Source organism: Jeotgalibacillus malaysiensis, from assembly GCF_044789845.1.
In the GTDB taxonomy this organism is placed as follows: Bacteria; Bacillota; Bacilli; order Bacillales; family Jeotgalibacillaceae; genus Jeotgalibacillus; species Jeotgalibacillus malaysiensis_A.
The window spans coordinates 3,526,768-3,544,777 of the sequence record NZ_CP085252.1; the positions used below are offsets into that span (position 1 = coordinate 3,526,768).

The following is an 18,010-nucleotide window of genomic DNA, read 5'->3' on the forward strand; positions in this document are numbered from 1 at the left end:
CTTCACACCCCCAACTCTTTAAAATACTGAATCAGTTCCACATCAATTTCTGCAATCTCATCATCGATTTCCTTCAGACGTTTTGAAACAACTTCCAGATCAATCGCTTCTTCTTCTTCAAATGTATCAACATAGCGCGGAATGTTTAAGTTATAGTCATTTTCTTTAATTTCTGCCAATTTTGCTGCATATGAATATTTCTCAATAGTTTCTCGTGTTTTATAAATCTCCACAATTTCCTCGACATTGCTATCCGTCAAGTTATTTTGATTCTTACCTTTTTCGAATTCATTTGATGCATCAATAAAAATTACATCGTCTTCAGCAGCACGTGTCTTTTTAAACACCAAAATACAAGTAGGAATCGATGTCCCAAAAAATACATTAGCCGGTAATCCGATAACTGCGTCCAAATAGTTTTTCTCTTTAATTAAATATTTACGAATAATACCTTCTGCTGCTCCACGGAATAACACACCATGTGGAAGTACAACAGCCATCGTTCCATTGTCGTCTAGTTGATGAATCATATGTTGAACAAACGCAAAATCAGCTTTTGATTTTGGTGCGAGTCTACCGTATGCACTGAAGCGATCATCGTCTAAGTATTTTGAATCTGCACTCCAGTTAGCACTGTATGGAGGATTCGCCACGACAGCTTCAAAACGCATATCGATATGACGTGGATTCTCCAAAGTATTATCGTTCTTAATATCAAAATCTGTGTAACGTAAGTCATGTAGCAACATATTCATTCGAGCCAAGTTAAACGTAGTAGTTGTAAGCTCTTGTCCGTAAAATAATCGTACATTTGACTCTTTGGCCACTCGTAACATCAATGAGCCTGATCCACAGGTAGGGTCATACACGTTTTTTAAGTCGGTTTTATTATGCGTAACGATTTTTGCCAAGATTTTCGAGACTTGTTGCGGGGTATAGAACTCACCTGCTTTTTTCCCTGCGTTGGCCGCGAATTGAGAGATGAGATACTCGTATGCATCACCTAGCACATCGATATCAACGTCATCATGTAAGAATGGAATGTCATTAATGCTCACCATGATCTTAGCAATCAGTTTTGAACGAGACTTTACATCGCGTCCCAATTTAGTAGACGTTAAATCCATATCGTCAAATAGATTTTCAAAGTCTTGCTGGCTATTCGTCCCTAAGGTAGACTGTTCAATGGCTTTCACGGCTTTATGAAGCAGTTCAATATCAAAGGTCCCTTTTTCACCCTTAAGAATTTCTACGATCATTGATGAATATAAATATTCAGGTTCGATCACGAAGCCGATTTCTTCAAGTAAGGTTTCAATCAATCCCTCTTTATATTCTTCATCTTTCCATGCATCAAAGTAGGTAATATCGTCTTCTTCTAGTAACTTACCAATACGTGCTTCTGTTTTTTCAGATAGGTAGCGATAGAAGATTAACCCTAGGATATAGTTCTTAAAATCATAGGCTTCCATTTGACCACGCAGATCATTTGCCATTATCCAAAGTTTCTTATGCAGTTCTGCCTGTTGCAGACGTTGTTTTTCTGAAGTTGTCATGTATAGTATCTCCTCAATTTACGCGTACTTATTTACGTTATTATAAATAAAATCTTTCACGGCTTGCACTCGTTTTCGCTTTTCTTTAAATGGTGCTTTGATGGCATCATTAATCTCTTGATCAGGTGAGACTCCTTTGAATTCAAATTCCCGTATAAAGTATTCTAATTTCTCTTCTGCTACTTGTACTTGCTCAGACATCTGTCGAACTTCTTTCTTGCGTGCTAAATTTTCGAAATCATGGAACTTTTGGTCAACTGAATCATCATTCGTGAGTGTAGGAGCTACGCTTTTTAGGAATTCAAGCAATAGATCTCGTTTTAAGCGCATTTCGGTACTAGCTGATGCATTTACTTCCTTAATTGCTAATCTAACAGCTACATCGCGTTCAGTTTTGTTTGCAAAGTTGATATGACGTAATAGTTCAAGAATGTAATCCACATCAATGCGATCCGTTTGCATGAGCTCAATCTCAAAATCAACATCATCAATAACTGAAACTTTCTCAATCTCAGGTTTCTTATTGATTTCGTACAGATGAAGATACTTACTTCGGTAATCTTGATAGGTTTGTTCGTCAATTCCTAAATCCTCTTGTTTAAATTCAAATTCTACGAATGTCTTTAGTTTTGTCAAAACTTTTGTGAGATCACGGAAAGCTACAACGAATTCTTTTTGTTTTGTTTTGCCTTCAAGATCGTCAACCGCTTGGGGCGAGTCAGCAATTTGCACCAGTCTTTCTAATTGATCCTTAAAATCAGCTAAATACTGATTGTACTCTTTCATTAATACAACACCTGTATCACCCGTTTGTGAAAACAATCGAATGGCTTCATCAGTAGCTTCTTTAAAATTGCGGTAACAGACAATATTGCCATACACCTTTTTAGCACCTTCTACTCGATTCGTACGGGAAAAAGCTTGAATTAAGCCATGGTGTTGCAAGTAACGATCGACATAGAGCGTGTTAAGCTTTTTAGCATCAAAGCCCGTTAAGAACATGTCCACGACAATCAACAAATCAATTTGTGCATTTTTTACTTTCTTAGAGACATCAGCGAAGTAGCTTGAAAATGTATCAGTAGAAAAGTTCGTGCCAAATTCCGCATTATAGTCTTTAATGATACGCTCTAAAGAATGCCTCGAGTGTTCTTGATTTTCAACACTCTCTTCATTCGTTCCATATGTGAAAATGGAGGCAACCTTAAGAGAGGTGTTTAGTTTCTTGAATGCATCATAATACTTAATGGCTGCTGGAATACTTTCAACTGTAAAAATAGCCGTGTATTTTTTATTACTTGTTTTATTTCCATGAATTTCAGTAATGTGTCTGGCAATCATGTCGATTCGAAAGTCAGCCATCCATAGTTCCTGTTTATCAATACCAGGAACTTTCGTGGCGTCATCTATCCCCTCTTTGCCTTTAATCGTCTGTATATATTCAACTGAAAAACCTAATACATTCCCATCATTAATCGCATCTTTAATCAGGTATGTATGTAAACAGTCCTTAAATAAGTCAGATGTTGTGCGCCCATCCTGGCTTTTATTCTCGACGAAACGTGGTGTGCCGGTAAATCCAATATACTGCGCTTGTTTAAAATGCTTTTTAATTAAACGGTTCATTTCCCCAAATTGAGATCGGTGACACTCATCAATAACAAATACCACTTTATCATTTTCATACATCTTCATAATCGATTCATATTTTGGATTCTTTACTGCATTCGCCATCTTTTGAATCGTGGTGATGATCCGTTTTCGAAGTGGATCTTGCAGTTGTTTGACTAAGGAGTCCGTTTTATCGGTAGCATCTACAGAATCCTTTTCAAACTTATTGAACTCTTGCATGGTTTGCGCGTCTAAGTCTTTACGATCGACTAAGAAAATTACTTTTCTAATGTGTTCTTCTTGAGATAAAAGTTCACTTGCTTTAAATGACGTGAGAGTCTTACCACTACCCGTAGTATGCCACACATAGCCATTCTCTTCATTCTCAAGCGTTTGTTTGATGATCCGCTCTACAGCATAAATTTGATAAGGACGCATGACCATTAGATGCTTGTCCGTTTCGTTTACGATCATGTATTTACTGATAAGATTTTGAATCATAGTAGGTTCGAAAAATGTATTTGTAAACTCTTCTAACTGTGAGATTCGTTTATTCAAATCATCTGACCAAAAGAACATATGACTCTTCATCGGCTCACGATCAGAATTCGCGAAGTATTTTGTATCTACGCCATTGGAAACCACAAACAGCTGCAGGTAATTAAATAAACCCCCATATGAGTCTTTGCGATAACGCATGATTTGGTTAAAGCTTTCTGCAAAGTGAAGTCCACGTCGTTTTAACTCAATTTGCACAACCGGTAACCCATTAAAAAGCAATGTAACATCATAGCGATTTGTGTATCTTCCTACTACAGTTGTTTGATGTGTTACTTGAAGATGATTATTTTTATAGTTTTGTGTATCAAATAAAACTAAATAAAGAGTGCTATCGTCATCACTTGTAATCGTTTCTTTATCACGAAGAATTTTAGCCGATTCAAAAACGCTTTTCCCTTCTATTTTTAAGAGCAAGCGTACAAATTCTTTATCCGTTAATGGAACTCCATCAAGATTCTCTTTATTAAGTCGATTTATTTGGTTGCGGAAATTTTGTTGTAGGTGTTCGATCGTTGGGATTGAAACTTTTTCATAGCCAAGTTGAGTGAGCTGACGAATCATTTCATTCTCCAATTGTTGTTCAGATTGATAAGCCATGTTGCTTCCTCCTCACTGGCTGGGGCATAAATAGATAATTATAAAAACTAGTATTATATCGCTCGAAAGAAATAGCTTAATAATTAATGTTATTAGATGATGTAAATTATTCTACTAGTCTTATTTTATCACATTAAAGGATGAATATTGGAAGGCAATTATAGTTTATATAAAAGGGTTCTTGCCATCTTTAATCTAAATTTACTTATGGCGATGATCAGAACCTTTTCTTATTATAAGTAAACTGTATTTCAAAAGTTATTTTCATTTTATGAAGTTCTCCCCTTATTACTACAAAGTTAACCTCTAAATACATTGTCCTCTATTCGTTCTTTATTTACATTACTGACTCAGCTGCCTCTTGTTATTTTTCTGCTAATACACCTAGGAGTTCTTTATTAAAATTTGATTTACTCATCTAATTTCAACCTAATTGAATTACAGACTATTTTACTATATAGTAGAATTAAATTTACATATTTTCGGATAGGCTACTTTCAAAAGCAAAACAGCTTAAATCTTTTGCATATTACACTAAACCAAACTTAAGCTCTCCCACACACCAAAACCGTCAGGAGATTCCCAAAATGAGCGACCTAACCCAACCATTATGCCAATACAAAAACTCAACAATCACTCTCGACGAACTCGAAAGCCTAATGTGCGCCAATGCTCTTACATACGAAGCATTTGCTGGACAGATCCTTGAACTTGAGGAACAGGGCGTTCTTTCCATGATTAAGTCAAAAGGAAGAAACACTCGCAGACCTTCTCTTGCCTACCGTTACCGTATCGACAAACGCCCGCTCCAGCAGCAGTTCCACCAGACCTTGAAGCAACATCGTCTTCTCTTCCACTCATCGATCCAACTTGATGCTTATTTTTCAATGGATTCAGCCGACTGGGAAGGAGATGTCTCCTATATAGAAAAAATAGATGCATATCTAAAGCAATATGGATTTCCGGAAGAGGAAGTGCCTGCGCCCGAGCGGAGTGTATCGCTTGTGGGTGATGAAAAGTGGATCACTGAACGAAACGGAAAAGCGCTGCTGGAGCGAATTGGGTTGTGGGAAGCGATGAAGGTGATGCCTGTCTCGGATCCGCTCATGTTTGCGATTAATCCGCGAAAGATTCAGCAGCACCGGCACTTTCATTTGATCGTTGAGAATAAAACGACGTATCAGGGGCTGCTTGATGCTTTACCGGAGACCCTATTTACAACACTGATCTATGGGTGCGGGAAGAAAATCATTAAAAGCATTGAACAATTTGACCGTCAGTTTCCGGTGGAGGGCGAGCACATTTTCTATTATTTTGGTGATCTCGACCTGGAAGGGCTCTTCATCTGGTATCAGCTCAGCAAAAAACAAACCGTACATATCGCTAAACCTTTTTATCTGGCATGCCTTGAAAAACCCGTGATGAAGGGAAAGACGAATCACCGGCGTAACTCTGAAGCGGTCGAAGCGTTCCTGGCACACTTTACTGCACCTGAACGTAAACAGATTGATGATGTACTTGATCACGGAGGCTACTATGCTCAGGAAGTACTGATGAAACATGAATTGCAGCACATTTGGAGGGATGCGGTATGGACGGATTAGAAAGTGTTACTTCGGGCTACCGGGAACGGATGCGGCGTCTTGCGTTATTTGATCCCCTCTATGAGTTAGACCGGAGACAGGACAAAGACGCCCGTCAGAAGCCCATTGATATGAAAGGCTTCGGGCTGCTGACGCTTCTGTTTTTCTTTGAAAAGAAGATCATTAGAGATTTGAAAAATGGATCAAAGGAACTCGCGGAATACTTAGGCAGCATCAGCAGACTTGAATATGAGCTGCCGCCAGATCAGTTGGAGAAGCTGGCCCAAACAATTATTCAGACTTTCCGGCCTGCTACAGGAAAGAAGCGTGCCTACCCATTTTTCAACTGGGAGACGAAACAGGAGGAAGAGATCGAATACTCGATCTTAAAAGATAATAACTTTGATTTAAAGACGAACCGGCAGTATTACACGCTTGATGAAGATGGGCTCGAGCTCGTTTTTGCAACGAAAGAGTTCTACAGTGAGTTTCAGCTTTCAATCAACCAACTAATGTTACGGAAACAGCTTGAAAAAGGCGAGTTTCAAGGTGCACTTAAACAAATTAATGAAATGCGCCTTAATGTCGAATCACTTCATGAGCGGATGGTCAAACTGCGTCACGAAATTCAGCGCAATATTGTCTCTGAGGATACATTTGACCGGTATAAACAGCTAATTGAGGATTCACACTTGAGGCTTGAGCGGGAGAACGAAGAGTTTTCAGAGCTGCGCGAGTTCGTCCGGGAAACGCAAGAGCGACTTGCGGAGAAGGACTTCTATAAGCGGGAACAGAAAGCGTACGATACGGTCCTGAAGATTCAAAAGCATTTGGAAGAAGTGCATTACCAGCACTCAGACCTCCTTACACAAAGCATTGATCTGAAAAACCATACATTAAAAGCAGCGCAGGAATCGCTTTATTATACCGGTATCGAAGCCTTTAATTTTGATCAGGACATTACGGCAACTATTATTGCAGGACCGCTTCCGCTTGAGGCATTGAAAGGTGTCCTGCATCCGTTTCTCACCGTACAGGAGGAAAAACGCTGGTCGCCGCTCACTCTTTTTGCTGAACAGAATATCTTGGAAGAGCGCGACGCACCAAACGATGACCGCTTTAATGATGTACCTTCTGAAGAAGAGGAATCAAAGTATCATCAGCAGTTGAAAACCATGTATGGCACTTTCATGGAACGAACGCTTGAAGCGATGGAACAGGGTGCTCATGACCTCCGGACGATCATGGATGCACTTGATGAAAATGGACACGGAGAATTATTCGATACACGTTACTTCTACGATTTCTGGCTGCTTCTCCATCAGCGTTCACCGCTGAAAGAAAATGATGTGCAAAATGAAGACAGCAGCCACGTGCTTGATGCGGCACTTGCCCATTTACAGGGACGGGAACTTGTCATTAAGGAAACGAATGATGTGATTTTAGTGAATGACCGCTTTTCCATTCAAAATATGGACGTTGAGACAGTAAAGGAGGAAGAAGATGCATTATCAGGAGGGTAAGGTACTTGATGCGTTTGATTTATATACGAAGCTCGCACGTGATGGGAAAGCCGGGATTGATGCAGTAAATCTGTACAAAGCGGATGATGAAGTACGCAGCCTGGCAGACCTCTTTGTTGCGCATGTCGATTGTGTACTCATCTTAGCAGGAGATGAGATATTGATGATTCCAGAAACAAGGCTCTCTCCTTTTCATGTGAACAATGATTATATCAAGCGGACTTATTTGAGATCCGGCGCAACAAATGGTGATATTTATCTGCTTTATTTCGCAATGATTGTTTTGTTTGGCTCTTTTTACGACAGCTATCAGACACAGGAACCAACCCGAAATTTTCTTAAACTGGACGAATGGGTACGAGCAGTGCAGGAGCGTATTGAAGTTCTGCGTGAGCACGATGAAGAAACGATCCGTTCCTATGAAAAAGAATTCTCTTACAACTGGTCACTGATTATCGAAAAATGGGAAGCGATGAATGATATAAAGGAATCGGCTAAAAAACAGAGCGGCAACACGATCAGCCGGCTGAGCTTTATTCATACCGTCCGGAATTTTATGATCGATCAGGAGCTGATTGAAGACATCGGAAACGATGAAGTCATGCTGACTGAAAAAGCCAAAGCTATTGTGCAGCGTTACTTCATGGAAGTTGAGTACAACAAAGGCATACTTGAATTTTTGTACCAGTGGGAGGAGACATCACATGCCATCGATTAGCCGTATCCGGTTCACGAATGTTGTATATGAAGAAGGTAACAAGCGCTACAATGATGAGATGTTTTCGTTTGACGGACATAACAGTGCAATTTTGCTTGAAAATGGCGGTGGGAAAACGGTATTCATTCAGGCCGCACTTCAGGCTGTATTTCCACGCGCTGACCTGGCTGAGCGTAAAATCAAACAGACGCTTAACCTTGATGGGGCTCCTGCTCATATTGCAGTTGAATGGATCCTATCCGACCAGCCGAGACGCTACCTCGTGACAGCCGTATCGCTATTTTTACATAACCAGAGTCTCGATTCCTATCACTACGTCTATGAATATGAAGCGAATGATGCACATGCGATTGACCAGCTGCCGTTCGTACGGGAGAACATCGACGGCTCAAAACGGGCAGCTTCACGGGATGAAATTAAGGATTACTATCAGGAACGGACGCAGCGTGCCGGCTATCGTGCGGAGACTTTCCAGACGATTAAGGCTTACCGTGAGCACCTCGAGGAAGCCTATCATATCATTGCAAATGAATGGGACAGTATTATTAAAATCAACAGCACTGAAGGCGGTGTAGAAGCGTTTTTCGAAGAGTGTAAAACGACCGGGCAACTGTTTGACCGCCTCTTGATTCCAACCGTTGAAGCATCGATTGCCGGGCATGATAAAAAGACGTTTGCTGATACGTTTGAGAAAAGGCGTGAACAGTTCAAACGCTATAAGTCACTGAAGGCGCAAATTGAAGAGAATAAGCGGATTGAGTCGGAGCTTGCGGCGTATGTCGGCCAATTCGAGAAGCTGTATGGTAAAGAACAAAGTTATGATACGGCAAAACGGCATGCGAAGGGCTTATTCCGTTTCATTGAAACAGAACGCACAGAGTCTGAAGTGGAGAAAGCCCTGTATGAGGATCATCTTGAAAAATGGCAAAATGAAAAAGAGGCGTGGAACAAAGCAGAAGCCTCTTATAAAGTACTGGACAAACGTGATAAACATGCCGCAGCAGTCAGGAAATCGAGCGCTTTAAATGAAGAGCATGAGCGCTCGGAAAATGAATTCCGTGATCAGCAGCATACTTATTACTCGATAAAATTGGCGGAACACAAGCAGAAGATTCAGACTGCAGAAGAAAAGAAAATACATCTCGAGAAAGAGCTCGAGCGCCTTGATGAAGAGACAGGCGCTGATGAACTGCGTGACAGACTTGATGAAACACGAGCGGCACTCCATGGTTATTTTGCAGAAAAAATTGAGGAAACAGCACGGACGATTGACTCACTGAAAATTGAGCAGCAGCCTATTATCAATGAAATTAACCGGATAGCTGGACTGTTTGACGCAAACATGGTTGAGAAAGAGAAGGTTCAAGACGAGTTTAGTCAGTATAAAGGTCAGATTCAAATGCTTGACCAGTCAATGGAAAGTATACGACAGTCAATTCTCAGCAAACCCGATCAGGAGACCGTTGAAGAGAAAGCGGAAGAATGGAAACACCAGGAGCAGGTACTTGACCAGCAAATCGTCAAACTGAAGGGTGAGAACAAACGGCTGGATGCCCTGCTCACCGAACTGGATCAACGCTATGACCACAGCCAGTCTGCACTGACACTTGCGGAAAAAGAATTGTCTGAAACAGAAACGAACCTGAACCTTTATGAGAATAAGCAACAGCAGGTCATTAAACAGCTTGGCAGTTACAAGCCGAAATGGTCCAACCTTGAAGAATTATATTTGAAAGAAGACTCGATTCAGTCAGAGCTGCGTGAAGCGCTCATCAGGCAGCAGAAAGAGCATGATCGTAGACTGCACAAAGAACGTCTGACACTGCGGTTTGTAGATGATTACGGCGAGCAGGAACGCTTTTTTGCTGAACCCTTCATTGAGAAAAAGGTGGCTGATTGGCAAAACCAATTCAACTTTCTGAATACAGGTATGCAGTATATAGAGAGCATGACAGACGTGGATGTCAAACAGTTTCCGTACTGGGCGATTTCCCTTGTGACGACCACACAAGAAAAAGGGTTGCTCACGCGCAAAGTACAGGAACATGCGGCACACTTATCACAGCCGCTTTTCATTTTTTCAACAGATGAGATCACACAGATTTTAAAAGAAGAAATGACTGTACAGGAAGGCATTGTCCCTGGCCACTGGCCGGCTAATATGGACATGGATACGTTCCGTGCATGGCAGGAGAACAGTCAGCAGGCAGCTGATGAGGCGACACAGACACGCAAACTGGTCGAAGATGAAATACAAGTGGTGCGTCAGCTGATCAGTCTCGTCCAAGACTTTACTGAACAGTTTCCTTATGAAAGTAAGCAGGAGTTGATCGAAAATAAACAGCGGCTCATCAACCGAAAACAGTCGCTTGCTGATGAACTGCGGACGATAGAACAGACAATGGGAAATCATAAGGAAACGATGATGCGTCACCAGCAGGAAATAGATGACTCCTCCGATAAACTGAACGGTCTGCGCAATAAACTTTCAAAGGCGCTGGAGTATGACAAGCATAAGAAAGAAATGGATCGCCTGATGACTAAGCAGCAAACGGTCTCAGAGCAAATATCTGTTCTGGAAACTGAACAGAAGCGAATAAAGCTGCAGCGTTCGAAGTTTGAAGAAGAGCTTGATCATTTAAAAGAAGAAGTCAGCGACAAAACCTTCTTAAGACAGCAGCTTGAAAACGATACTCTTTTTCAAAAAGTGAAAGATACAGTCCCTGCTTACACTTCTGCTTCCCGAGACATTCTTGCGGATCAGTTTGAAGACCTTTTAATTAAACTGAAAGGTATTTCGAAGCAGCGGAGTGAAGTGGAAGCTAATCTTTCTTTCGAGAAGAAAACCGTAAAGCGTGAGCAGGAAGCGATTGAGGATCTGCAGCGGGAGCATACAAATCTTGATGAAACACTTGTATTTCCGCTTGATGGAAAAGTGCGTATGGAGAGACTCAGTTCTCGATTTGGTGAGATGAAAGAGCGTCTGAAGGATCTGAAGACCGATCTTGATCAGGCAAATGAAGACATGCATAAGTTGAGCGGGCGTGTCCAGGACGCAGAAACCACTTTTCAAGAAAGATTCCATGGCGCTGGATTGGTATCATTCTCTGTTCCCCTTTCTGAGGTGCCGAATCAGCTAACAGAACAAAAGAAGCAGCTGGAAGAGCGAAAGCGATATATTGATCAGCAATTAACAGAAGTTGAGAAACAGCTTGAACGGATCATTGAGGCTGATCAAAAGCTGCAGAAATACGAAGTCAAACACTTATTTCTTAACCAGTCTGTAGAAGCGAAAAACTTGAGCGAGGACGAGCAGCGGGATTATACCTATAACCGCAATACTTTTGTTAAAAATGCTATAGCTGCGCTGAATGATACATTTGATGCGCTGGAATCAGAAAAAGTCAAAGTAGCTCAAGCGAAAAGCCGCTTCAAATTATTCTGCCAGGATCAAGTCACAGACGTACAAATGCGTCAGATGGCGATTCGCGGCGTAGACAGCAAGACAAAGTATGAAGATGTGATTCAATTTAAACACCATATGAATGAACGCATTCTCCGTGCGATCCGCTACAACGAAGAAACCATTCGTGATGCGGATAAAGAACTCGAACAGTTCGTCAGTCATATCCACCAGCACTTGAGTAATTTAACTGATCAGCTGAAGGTAATCCCGAAGAAAACGAAAGTGAAGGTTGATGATAGCTGGAAAGAAATCTACCATTTCACCATTCCTGAATGGGATGAGACGGAGGGCAAAGAACAGATTCGCAATCACATCGACTGGATCCTTGGAGAGCTTGAGAAGGATGTTTTCTTCGGAACCAGCGGCGAGGAAGATCAGGGTAAAGTACGGAAAGAAATTGAAAAATGGCTGGATTCAAAGCAATTGCTCCGGATTGTGATGAAACAGGACGTCATGAAAGTATCATGCCGCAAAGTGACAAACGATAACCGCGTCACAACGAAACGCCATTCGTGGGAACAGACGAATAATTGGTCCGGCGGGGAAAAATGGAGTAAAAATATGACACTGTTTCTCGGCTTACTAAAATACATTTCCGAGAAAACACATCACGTAGAGCAGGAAAAAGGCCGCAATCGTGCCGTTATCATGGATAATCCGTTCGGCAAAGCATCTAGTGATCACGTATTGAACCCAGTCTTTTTCATAGCTGAGCAGCTTGGGTTCCAGATCCTCGCGCTGACCGCACACGCTGAAGGGAAATTCCTGCACGATCACTTCCCTGTCGTCTATAGTTGCCGCCTGCGTACAGCTAAAGATGCCCAGACGAAAGTGATGACCAAAGAGCGTCATTTGCATACAGCCTATTTTCAGGATCATGAACCTCGTTCAATAGAGCGTTTGGGTGAAGTTGAGCAGATGGAATTGTTTTAGGTGGTTAGGTATTGAATTAGATGTTATTCCACACGGTTTAGTTTGAATGAATTGTGTGGAGTTTATTTACTCAAAATGTCTCAATTATGTCTCTATTTTAAAATTAGACATAAAAAAATCCCTGAAACAATTACACGAGTAATAATTGTTTCAAGGATTTAAATTCCTTAAATCTAGAAATAGCTGTTACCCTATTTTCCAGACGACCTTTCGGAAGGGTCTTTCATGTTTTTTAATAATACCATTTGCAAAAAGTGAAATCAATCATAAATACTTAGTTTTTCACACTATAGTTTTTAATTATTTTTAAGATTAGGTAGTACACTTCACTGAAATCAGAATGATTCTCATAATACTGTTTCTTCAATCTGCATCTTTCCATTAGACTAACTAGTTCTTTTTTTCTTTCTCGTCTAGTAATCTTTCCATTTACATAATGATCATGCAAATAAAGTAAAGCACTAACATCGTGAATTTTAAGATTCCTTATTTTACCACTCACTAATTTGTCAGGTAAATTGCATTCTTGGGTTAAATAATTTCTTACTTGTAGTTTTGGTCGTTTATCACTTGGTAATAGAAACTCATTAGGACCTACTATATTAAAAATGATTGGTCTACTATGTGCTGCCGAATCTCGAATGTTTTTTGAATCTAGCAATAAACTTCTAGCTAAATTTAATTCTTTATATTTATATTTTTTTCGTTGAACATAAAAGTTTATAAAGAAAGAGAGCTGTCCATAAGACATTAATTCGATTAACACCCAAATTGATGGCTTACTTTTTCTTTTACTAATTAAATCATAACTATAATCCCTTGGCGATTTATACGAGTCCATTAACTTTTTATCTATTGTTTCATATTTTCTAACTTTCATATCAATAGTTTCTAGAGAATCTTTACTTTTGGAATTAATTAGTCTTTTACGATAGCTTTCAACTTCAAATGCCTTATATTCCTCAACAATTTTGTACCCATCTTCATCACTTTCTGTGATTAAATTGATCAATAAAGTTTTAATATTATGCTCAATATCTAAAAATAGTTTTAAAAACAAATAGCGGAAATGCATATCGATTGTTGCTAAGTCGTTTAATAAACCAAAATCAACGTTCTTGTATTTACCATTGTCTTTTTTAAAGTTTTTTCTAAACGCTGTTACTTTATAATAATAAGTTCGATTTGATAAAATATCCTCGGCTATACTTTCATTCAATCGATCGAACGTGATACCTTTAAGCTTTAAATAATTTATTTGGTCAGTTATTGTTAGTTTTTCTTTATTAACTGCTTTGTCAGCAAGGTTAGATTTATAATTTGACTTCTCATCAATCTCTTCTTTAATAATTGTTGCTGCAATTTCGTCCTTAACTTCTGAAGTAAATGATATAAGTGATCGTTTGTTGTTAAATGGATCTTCTCTAAAAGCCCTCTTCAAGAGTGTTCACCTCCCAAATTGTGTGAATAAAAGCAAAACTATTATATCACGTAATCAGTACTTTTATCTCAACTCCAATGCATAATAGAATAGCTATACAAACAGCTTAATTCACATTCATTTATGATAAGGTTCATTCCTGTTGATCCTGTAAGCCCGATAAACCTGCTCCACCAAAACCAGCTTCATCAACTGATGCGGAAAAGTCATCTTCGAAAATGACAATCCAAAATCACTTCTCTTCAATACTTCATCACTGAGTCCAAGTGATCCCCCAATAACGAATGCAATTTTACTTTTCCCATAGGTCGCAAGCTTGTCTATTTCTTTTGCCAGCTGTTCTGATGTGAGCTGTTTGCCGTTAATTTCGAGTGTGATGACGTGGGTGTCGGGTGCGATTTTAGAGAGAATGCGCTCGCCTTCTTTTTGTTTGACGATTTGCATGTCGGCTTCGCTCAGGTTTTCGGGTGCTTTTTCGTCAGGGACTTCGATTTCTTCAATGTTGCAGTAGGCGCCGAGGCGTTTTACGTATTCTGCGATGCCCTGTTTGAGGTATTTTTCTTTGAGTTTGCCGACTGTGATGATTTGTATTTTCATAATGGTCCTCCGGGTGTTGTGATGGTATTAGTTTAACATGAATGGGCTGCGCTGGAACTTCCGAGACTATCCAAATTAGAGTAAGGGCCTGATGGGCTTTATAATGAGTTGAGGGGTTAGAAGTAAGGAGTGTTTTATTATGATGCCAGGGGTTAAGATTGAACCTTATGATAAATTATTGTTTATGCCGGTTGGGCGCAGGTATGCGAATATCCGCTCGATTGGGCATAAGGGGGAGCGTGCGGTGCTGTCCCGTCTTCAGCAGGCGGTTCATCGTGCGCTGCCTCAGTTTTCCTATAGAGAGCTGAAGGATATAAAGGAATTTTTGCATGCGGACTGCTGGCGGATGCCGGTTCCGGTGACGCGTGAGGAGGAGCTGTATCCGCAGCTGATGCGTCCTGAGATGTTTTTATGGCAGGAGCATTCGGCACAAAGAGGCTTGCCGATTGATGAGAGTTATTTTTACGGGAAGATCTACAGCCGGCTGTCAGCTGAGGGGCTGCATCATCATGTGTCGTATGTGCTGAAGGATTATGCGTTTTGTGCGAAGCTGCACCGGATGAAGCGTGAGTACTGGCTGGATCAGATCTATGATGCGTACAGCCGCCATCCTTTTATAGAGCTCGCAAAAGAAAAGAATCATGTGGTGGAGGCTGTTGAGAAGATGAACAGGTCTTCTCTTTTAGCTGTGTTGAAATATCCGGAGGACATCGCGTACTGGCGGCACCGTGTGGAGATTGTGATGCGGCCTTACCGTGATATACCTGCTGAATGGCGCTGGGAGATGTGTACGCATGAGAAAGAGCTTGCCGTGGATGGTGAGGCGCTTGTGTGCACGTGTCCGGTGTGTGAGTATGCGGTGAAGTATCACGTGGACGCGGAGCGCATTGAGCTGCGTGAAGAGCCGATTATGGAGCGCACAGTGAAGCGGATCGCAACGATTGAACGCCAGCTGAATGAGATTGCGGCGCAGAGTATGAATGTCGTGGAGGCGCTGCGTGATGTGCAGGATGTGAAGCTTCGACTGAATGCTTTTAGCGGGAAGCTTGAACGGCTGATTGAGCTGAAAAGTGAGCTTGATGTGGAGGTGGCTGAAGTGGTTGGGTGCTATGAGCAGCTGAAGGCGGTCAGGTTGCCTCAGGAGCGCGTGGAGCCGACACTGATGAGTCTGTCTCAGGTTGTGCTGCCTGATACGAAAGTGCTGAAGGCGGTGCAGCATTGGAAGACGCTTGAGGTGTCTGAGGCAGCGCTTGATGAGCTTCTTAATGAATGGACCGTGCTGCTTGAGGCGAACCAGCCGAAGCCGGATGATGTGATGGTTGAGGTGGAAGGCTTTCAGGTAACGCGCGCTGAAGTGGAGCGTGTGGAGGCTTTTTTGGATGAAACCGAGCTGACACTGACACTGCATTTACTGGCGCAGACCTTGATGGGTGAGCCGACGAATAAGGTGCGGACGCTCGGGCTGCATGAGACAGCCGTTTTTGGCATGCTTGGGGAATGGCCGGAGAAGTATGTGGTGCGGGCTGTGAAGAAGTTGTTTAAGGGGAAAATTTGAGATAGATGACGTCCGGGGAATATTCCCTGGGCGTTTTTTTGCGGGCTCGACCGGATGGGTAATTGTACCCTAAGTAGCGAACCTCGTGTGTTGAACGTCGAACCAGCGGGGTTGAAGCGCGAAGAACACTGGTTGAGCGCTGAACCCGGACGCTTAAAACGCGAAACGCCCGGGACATACGTCGAACCCCACCCAACCCGTCACCATACATCAAAACGTAATCGGCACCGTCCCTGCATCCTCAAACACATCCGTCACTTCCCACTCATACATCTGAACCGCGCTCAAAATCGCGCGTCTTGTCTCGTATTCACGGGAGTTATACGGAACGGTAATCGACTTCTCACCGTCTGAGAATGTATAGGATAGAACCGCCGAATTAGTTTCATCTACCAGCCGCGTCACTTCCTCCACGTCATCCCAGGCGATGTACTCTTCTGAAAATGTCCAGAATGAGTTGCCGGTTACACCGGTTTCATCTAAAAAGGCGTAGTGGTAAATGGAGAGCGCAAATAGAAGGGGTGCGAACGCCATCATGAAAACATGGAGGCCTGCTAACTTATAAGCCTTGTCTTTTCGCTCGGCATACATTTTGGTAAAAAGGAATGACAGCAGCACGACAGCAATCCAGATCATCGCGGCACCAAAGCCCATGTACGCTTCTGACGGGCGCAGGAATGACCAGTGGTCGCGTGAGTAGAAGAGCATATCCTGAATGAACATGACGAAGATGCCAGGTAAGAAAAATGCGGTTAAGATTAATAAAATGGCTGTGGTTGAGATATATGGCATTACCGTATCTGCATCTGAATCTCGGATCTTTTTAAGCATAAAAATAACCTCCGGGGGTTCGTCTACTTCGTTTTACGAATAGAATCTCCCGGAGGTTTCACAATTTTATACATTTTCTGAATCTTATTTTTCCATAAAAAACATCGAGATGCCGCCCGGTCCAACATGGGTACCGACTGCAACACCCATTTGCATGACGAAGATCTCTCCGGCAAAATCAGTCTCATCCTGCATTTTCACCTTTAAGTTCTCTGCCACAGTTGCATCTGTCGTATAGCCGATGATGACAAATTCAGTCTGTTCAGGGTCATTGCGCTTTTTGAATTCTTCAACATAATGCTTCAGCACTCTTTTACGGCCGCGTTCTTTTGCGACAACCGCTCCCTTGCCGTCCTTCATTGTCATAACAGGCTTCAGCATCAGAAACTTCCCGATCATTGCGCTCGCATTTGAGATCCGCCCGCTTTTAATCAGGTGGTTCAGGTCATCAACTGACAAAAAGTGCTTTACGTTTGTTTTATACTGCTCATTAAAGCCGACGATTTCTTCAAATGAAGCACCTCTTTCACGCAGCAACGCGCTTTTCAAAAGCAGCCAGCCGCTCCCGTGACTCATACATTTAGAATCTATGACCTGAATATGGATTGGTGAGGTCGGATGCTCCTCGTAAAAATAGTCTTTTGCGAGTTCAGCAGACTGATAGGAGCCGCTCGTTCCGCTCGACATACAGATACACAGAATATGCGTATGACCCGATTCAACCGCTTCTTCCATGATCGCCAGGTACTCAGCAGGACTCGGTGCACCGGTCGTCGGAAAATCTGATAGATCCTCAAGCATTTTGAAAAATGTCTCCGGGTCGATTTCAACTTTATCTTTATAGGACTTGCCGTCAATATTAATCTTCAGTGGCGCAGTGCTGATGTCGTACTGTTCGAGTATCTCATTTGACAGATCACACGTTGAATCAGCCATTATTTTAATCATATAAACCTCCAGTAAACTCTTGATGTAACCCTATTGTAAGCCATTTCACAAGGTAAAAGTAATTTAGTTGCGTATTTCAACTATTTTTGT

At 41.7% G+C, this 18,010-nt stretch carries 11 protein-coding genes; 5 read left to right on the top strand and 6 right to left on the bottom strand.

Annotated elements, in window-relative coordinates:
* Positions 1-2: 2 nt before the first annotated feature.
* Positions 3-1,556: a type I restriction-modification system subunit M gene (locus LG330_RS18260; RefSeq protein WP_404406431.1), complete on the bottom strand. Its 1,554-nt coding sequence runs from the start codon at positions 1,554-1,556 to the stop codon at positions 3-5.
* A gap of 18 nt (positions 1,557-1,574) precedes the next feature.
* Positions 1,575-4,325: a type I restriction endonuclease subunit R gene (locus LG330_RS18265; RefSeq protein WP_404406433.1), complete on the bottom strand. Its 2,751-nt coding sequence runs from the start codon at positions 4,323-4,325 to the stop codon at positions 1,575-1,577.
* A gap of 587 nt (positions 4,326-4,912) precedes the next feature.
* On the opposite strand from LG330_RS18265, the gene LG330_RS18270 reads away from it, so the two are divergent.
* From LG330_RS18270 to LG330_RS18285, 4 genes are read left to right on the top strand one after another with little or no spacing between them, the layout of a single operon-like run.
* Entirely contained in the window at positions 4,913-5,929 is a 1,017-nt protein-coding gene (locus tag LG330_RS18270) for a Wadjet anti-phage system protein JetD domain-containing protein (RefSeq protein ID WP_404406435.1), read from the top strand.
* Positions 5,917-7,431, top strand: coding sequence for a replicative DNA helicase (locus LG330_RS18275; protein ID WP_404406437.1), 1,515 nt, complete (start codon positions 5,917-5,919; stop codon positions 7,429-7,431). Before LG330_RS18270 ends, LG330_RS18275 begins: the two co-directional genes overlap by 13 nt.
* Positions 7,412-8,149, top strand: a complete 738-nt coding sequence (locus tag LG330_RS18280; RefSeq protein ID WP_404406439.1) for a DUF6063 family protein — start codon at positions 7,412-7,414, stop codon at positions 8,147-8,149. Before LG330_RS18275 ends, LG330_RS18280 begins: the two co-directional genes overlap by 20 nt.
* The gene (locus LG330_RS18285) at positions 8,136-12,548 is read left to right on the top strand and encodes a hypothetical protein (protein WP_404406441.1); all 4,413 of its coding nucleotides are present in this window, start codon (positions 8,136-8,138) and stop codon (positions 12,546-12,548) included. The genes LG330_RS18280 and LG330_RS18285 overlap by 14 nt, the downstream gene beginning before the upstream one ends.
* A gap of 274 nt (positions 12,549-12,822) precedes the next feature.
* On the opposite strand, the gene LG330_RS18290 is transcribed toward LG330_RS18285, so the two are convergent.
* Both LG330_RS18290 and rlmH read right to left on the bottom strand, forming a co-directional pair.
* On the bottom strand, positions 12,823-13,989 hold the full coding sequence (locus LG330_RS18290) for an Abi family protein (RefSeq protein WP_404406443.1): 1,167 nt from the start codon (positions 13,987-13,989) through the stop codon (positions 12,823-12,825).
* Between the two features lie 117 nt (positions 13,990-14,106).
* On the bottom strand, positions 14,107-14,586 hold the full coding sequence (rlmH, locus tag LG330_RS18295) for a 23S rRNA (pseudouridine(1915)-N(3))-methyltransferase RlmH (RefSeq protein ID WP_404406445.1): 480 nt from the start codon (positions 14,584-14,586) through the stop codon (positions 14,107-14,109).
* Positions 14,587-14,725: 139 nt separating this feature from the next.
* Here rlmH and LG330_RS18300 point away from each other — a divergent pair, with 139 nt between their 5' ends.
* The gene (locus LG330_RS18300) at positions 14,726-16,141 is read left to right on the top strand and encodes an RQC-minor-2 family DNA-binding protein (RefSeq protein WP_404406447.1); all 1,416 of its coding nucleotides are present in this window, start codon (positions 14,726-14,728) and stop codon (positions 16,139-16,141) included.
* A gap of 210 nt (positions 16,142-16,351) precedes the next feature.
* Here the strand turns inward: LG330_RS18300 and LG330_RS18305 are convergent, their stop codons facing one another.
* Both LG330_RS18305 and LG330_RS18310 read right to left on the bottom strand, forming a co-directional pair.
* Positions 16,352-16,972: a hypothetical protein gene (locus LG330_RS18305; RefSeq protein ID WP_404406449.1), complete on the bottom strand. Its 621-nt coding sequence runs from the start codon at positions 16,970-16,972 to the stop codon at positions 16,352-16,354.
* Positions 16,973-17,056: 84 nt separating this feature from the next.
* Positions 17,057-17,920: a DegV family protein gene (locus LG330_RS18310; protein ID WP_404406451.1), complete on the bottom strand. Its 864-nt coding sequence runs from the start codon at positions 17,918-17,920 to the stop codon at positions 17,057-17,059.
* Positions 17,921-18,010: the final 90 nt, after the last annotated feature.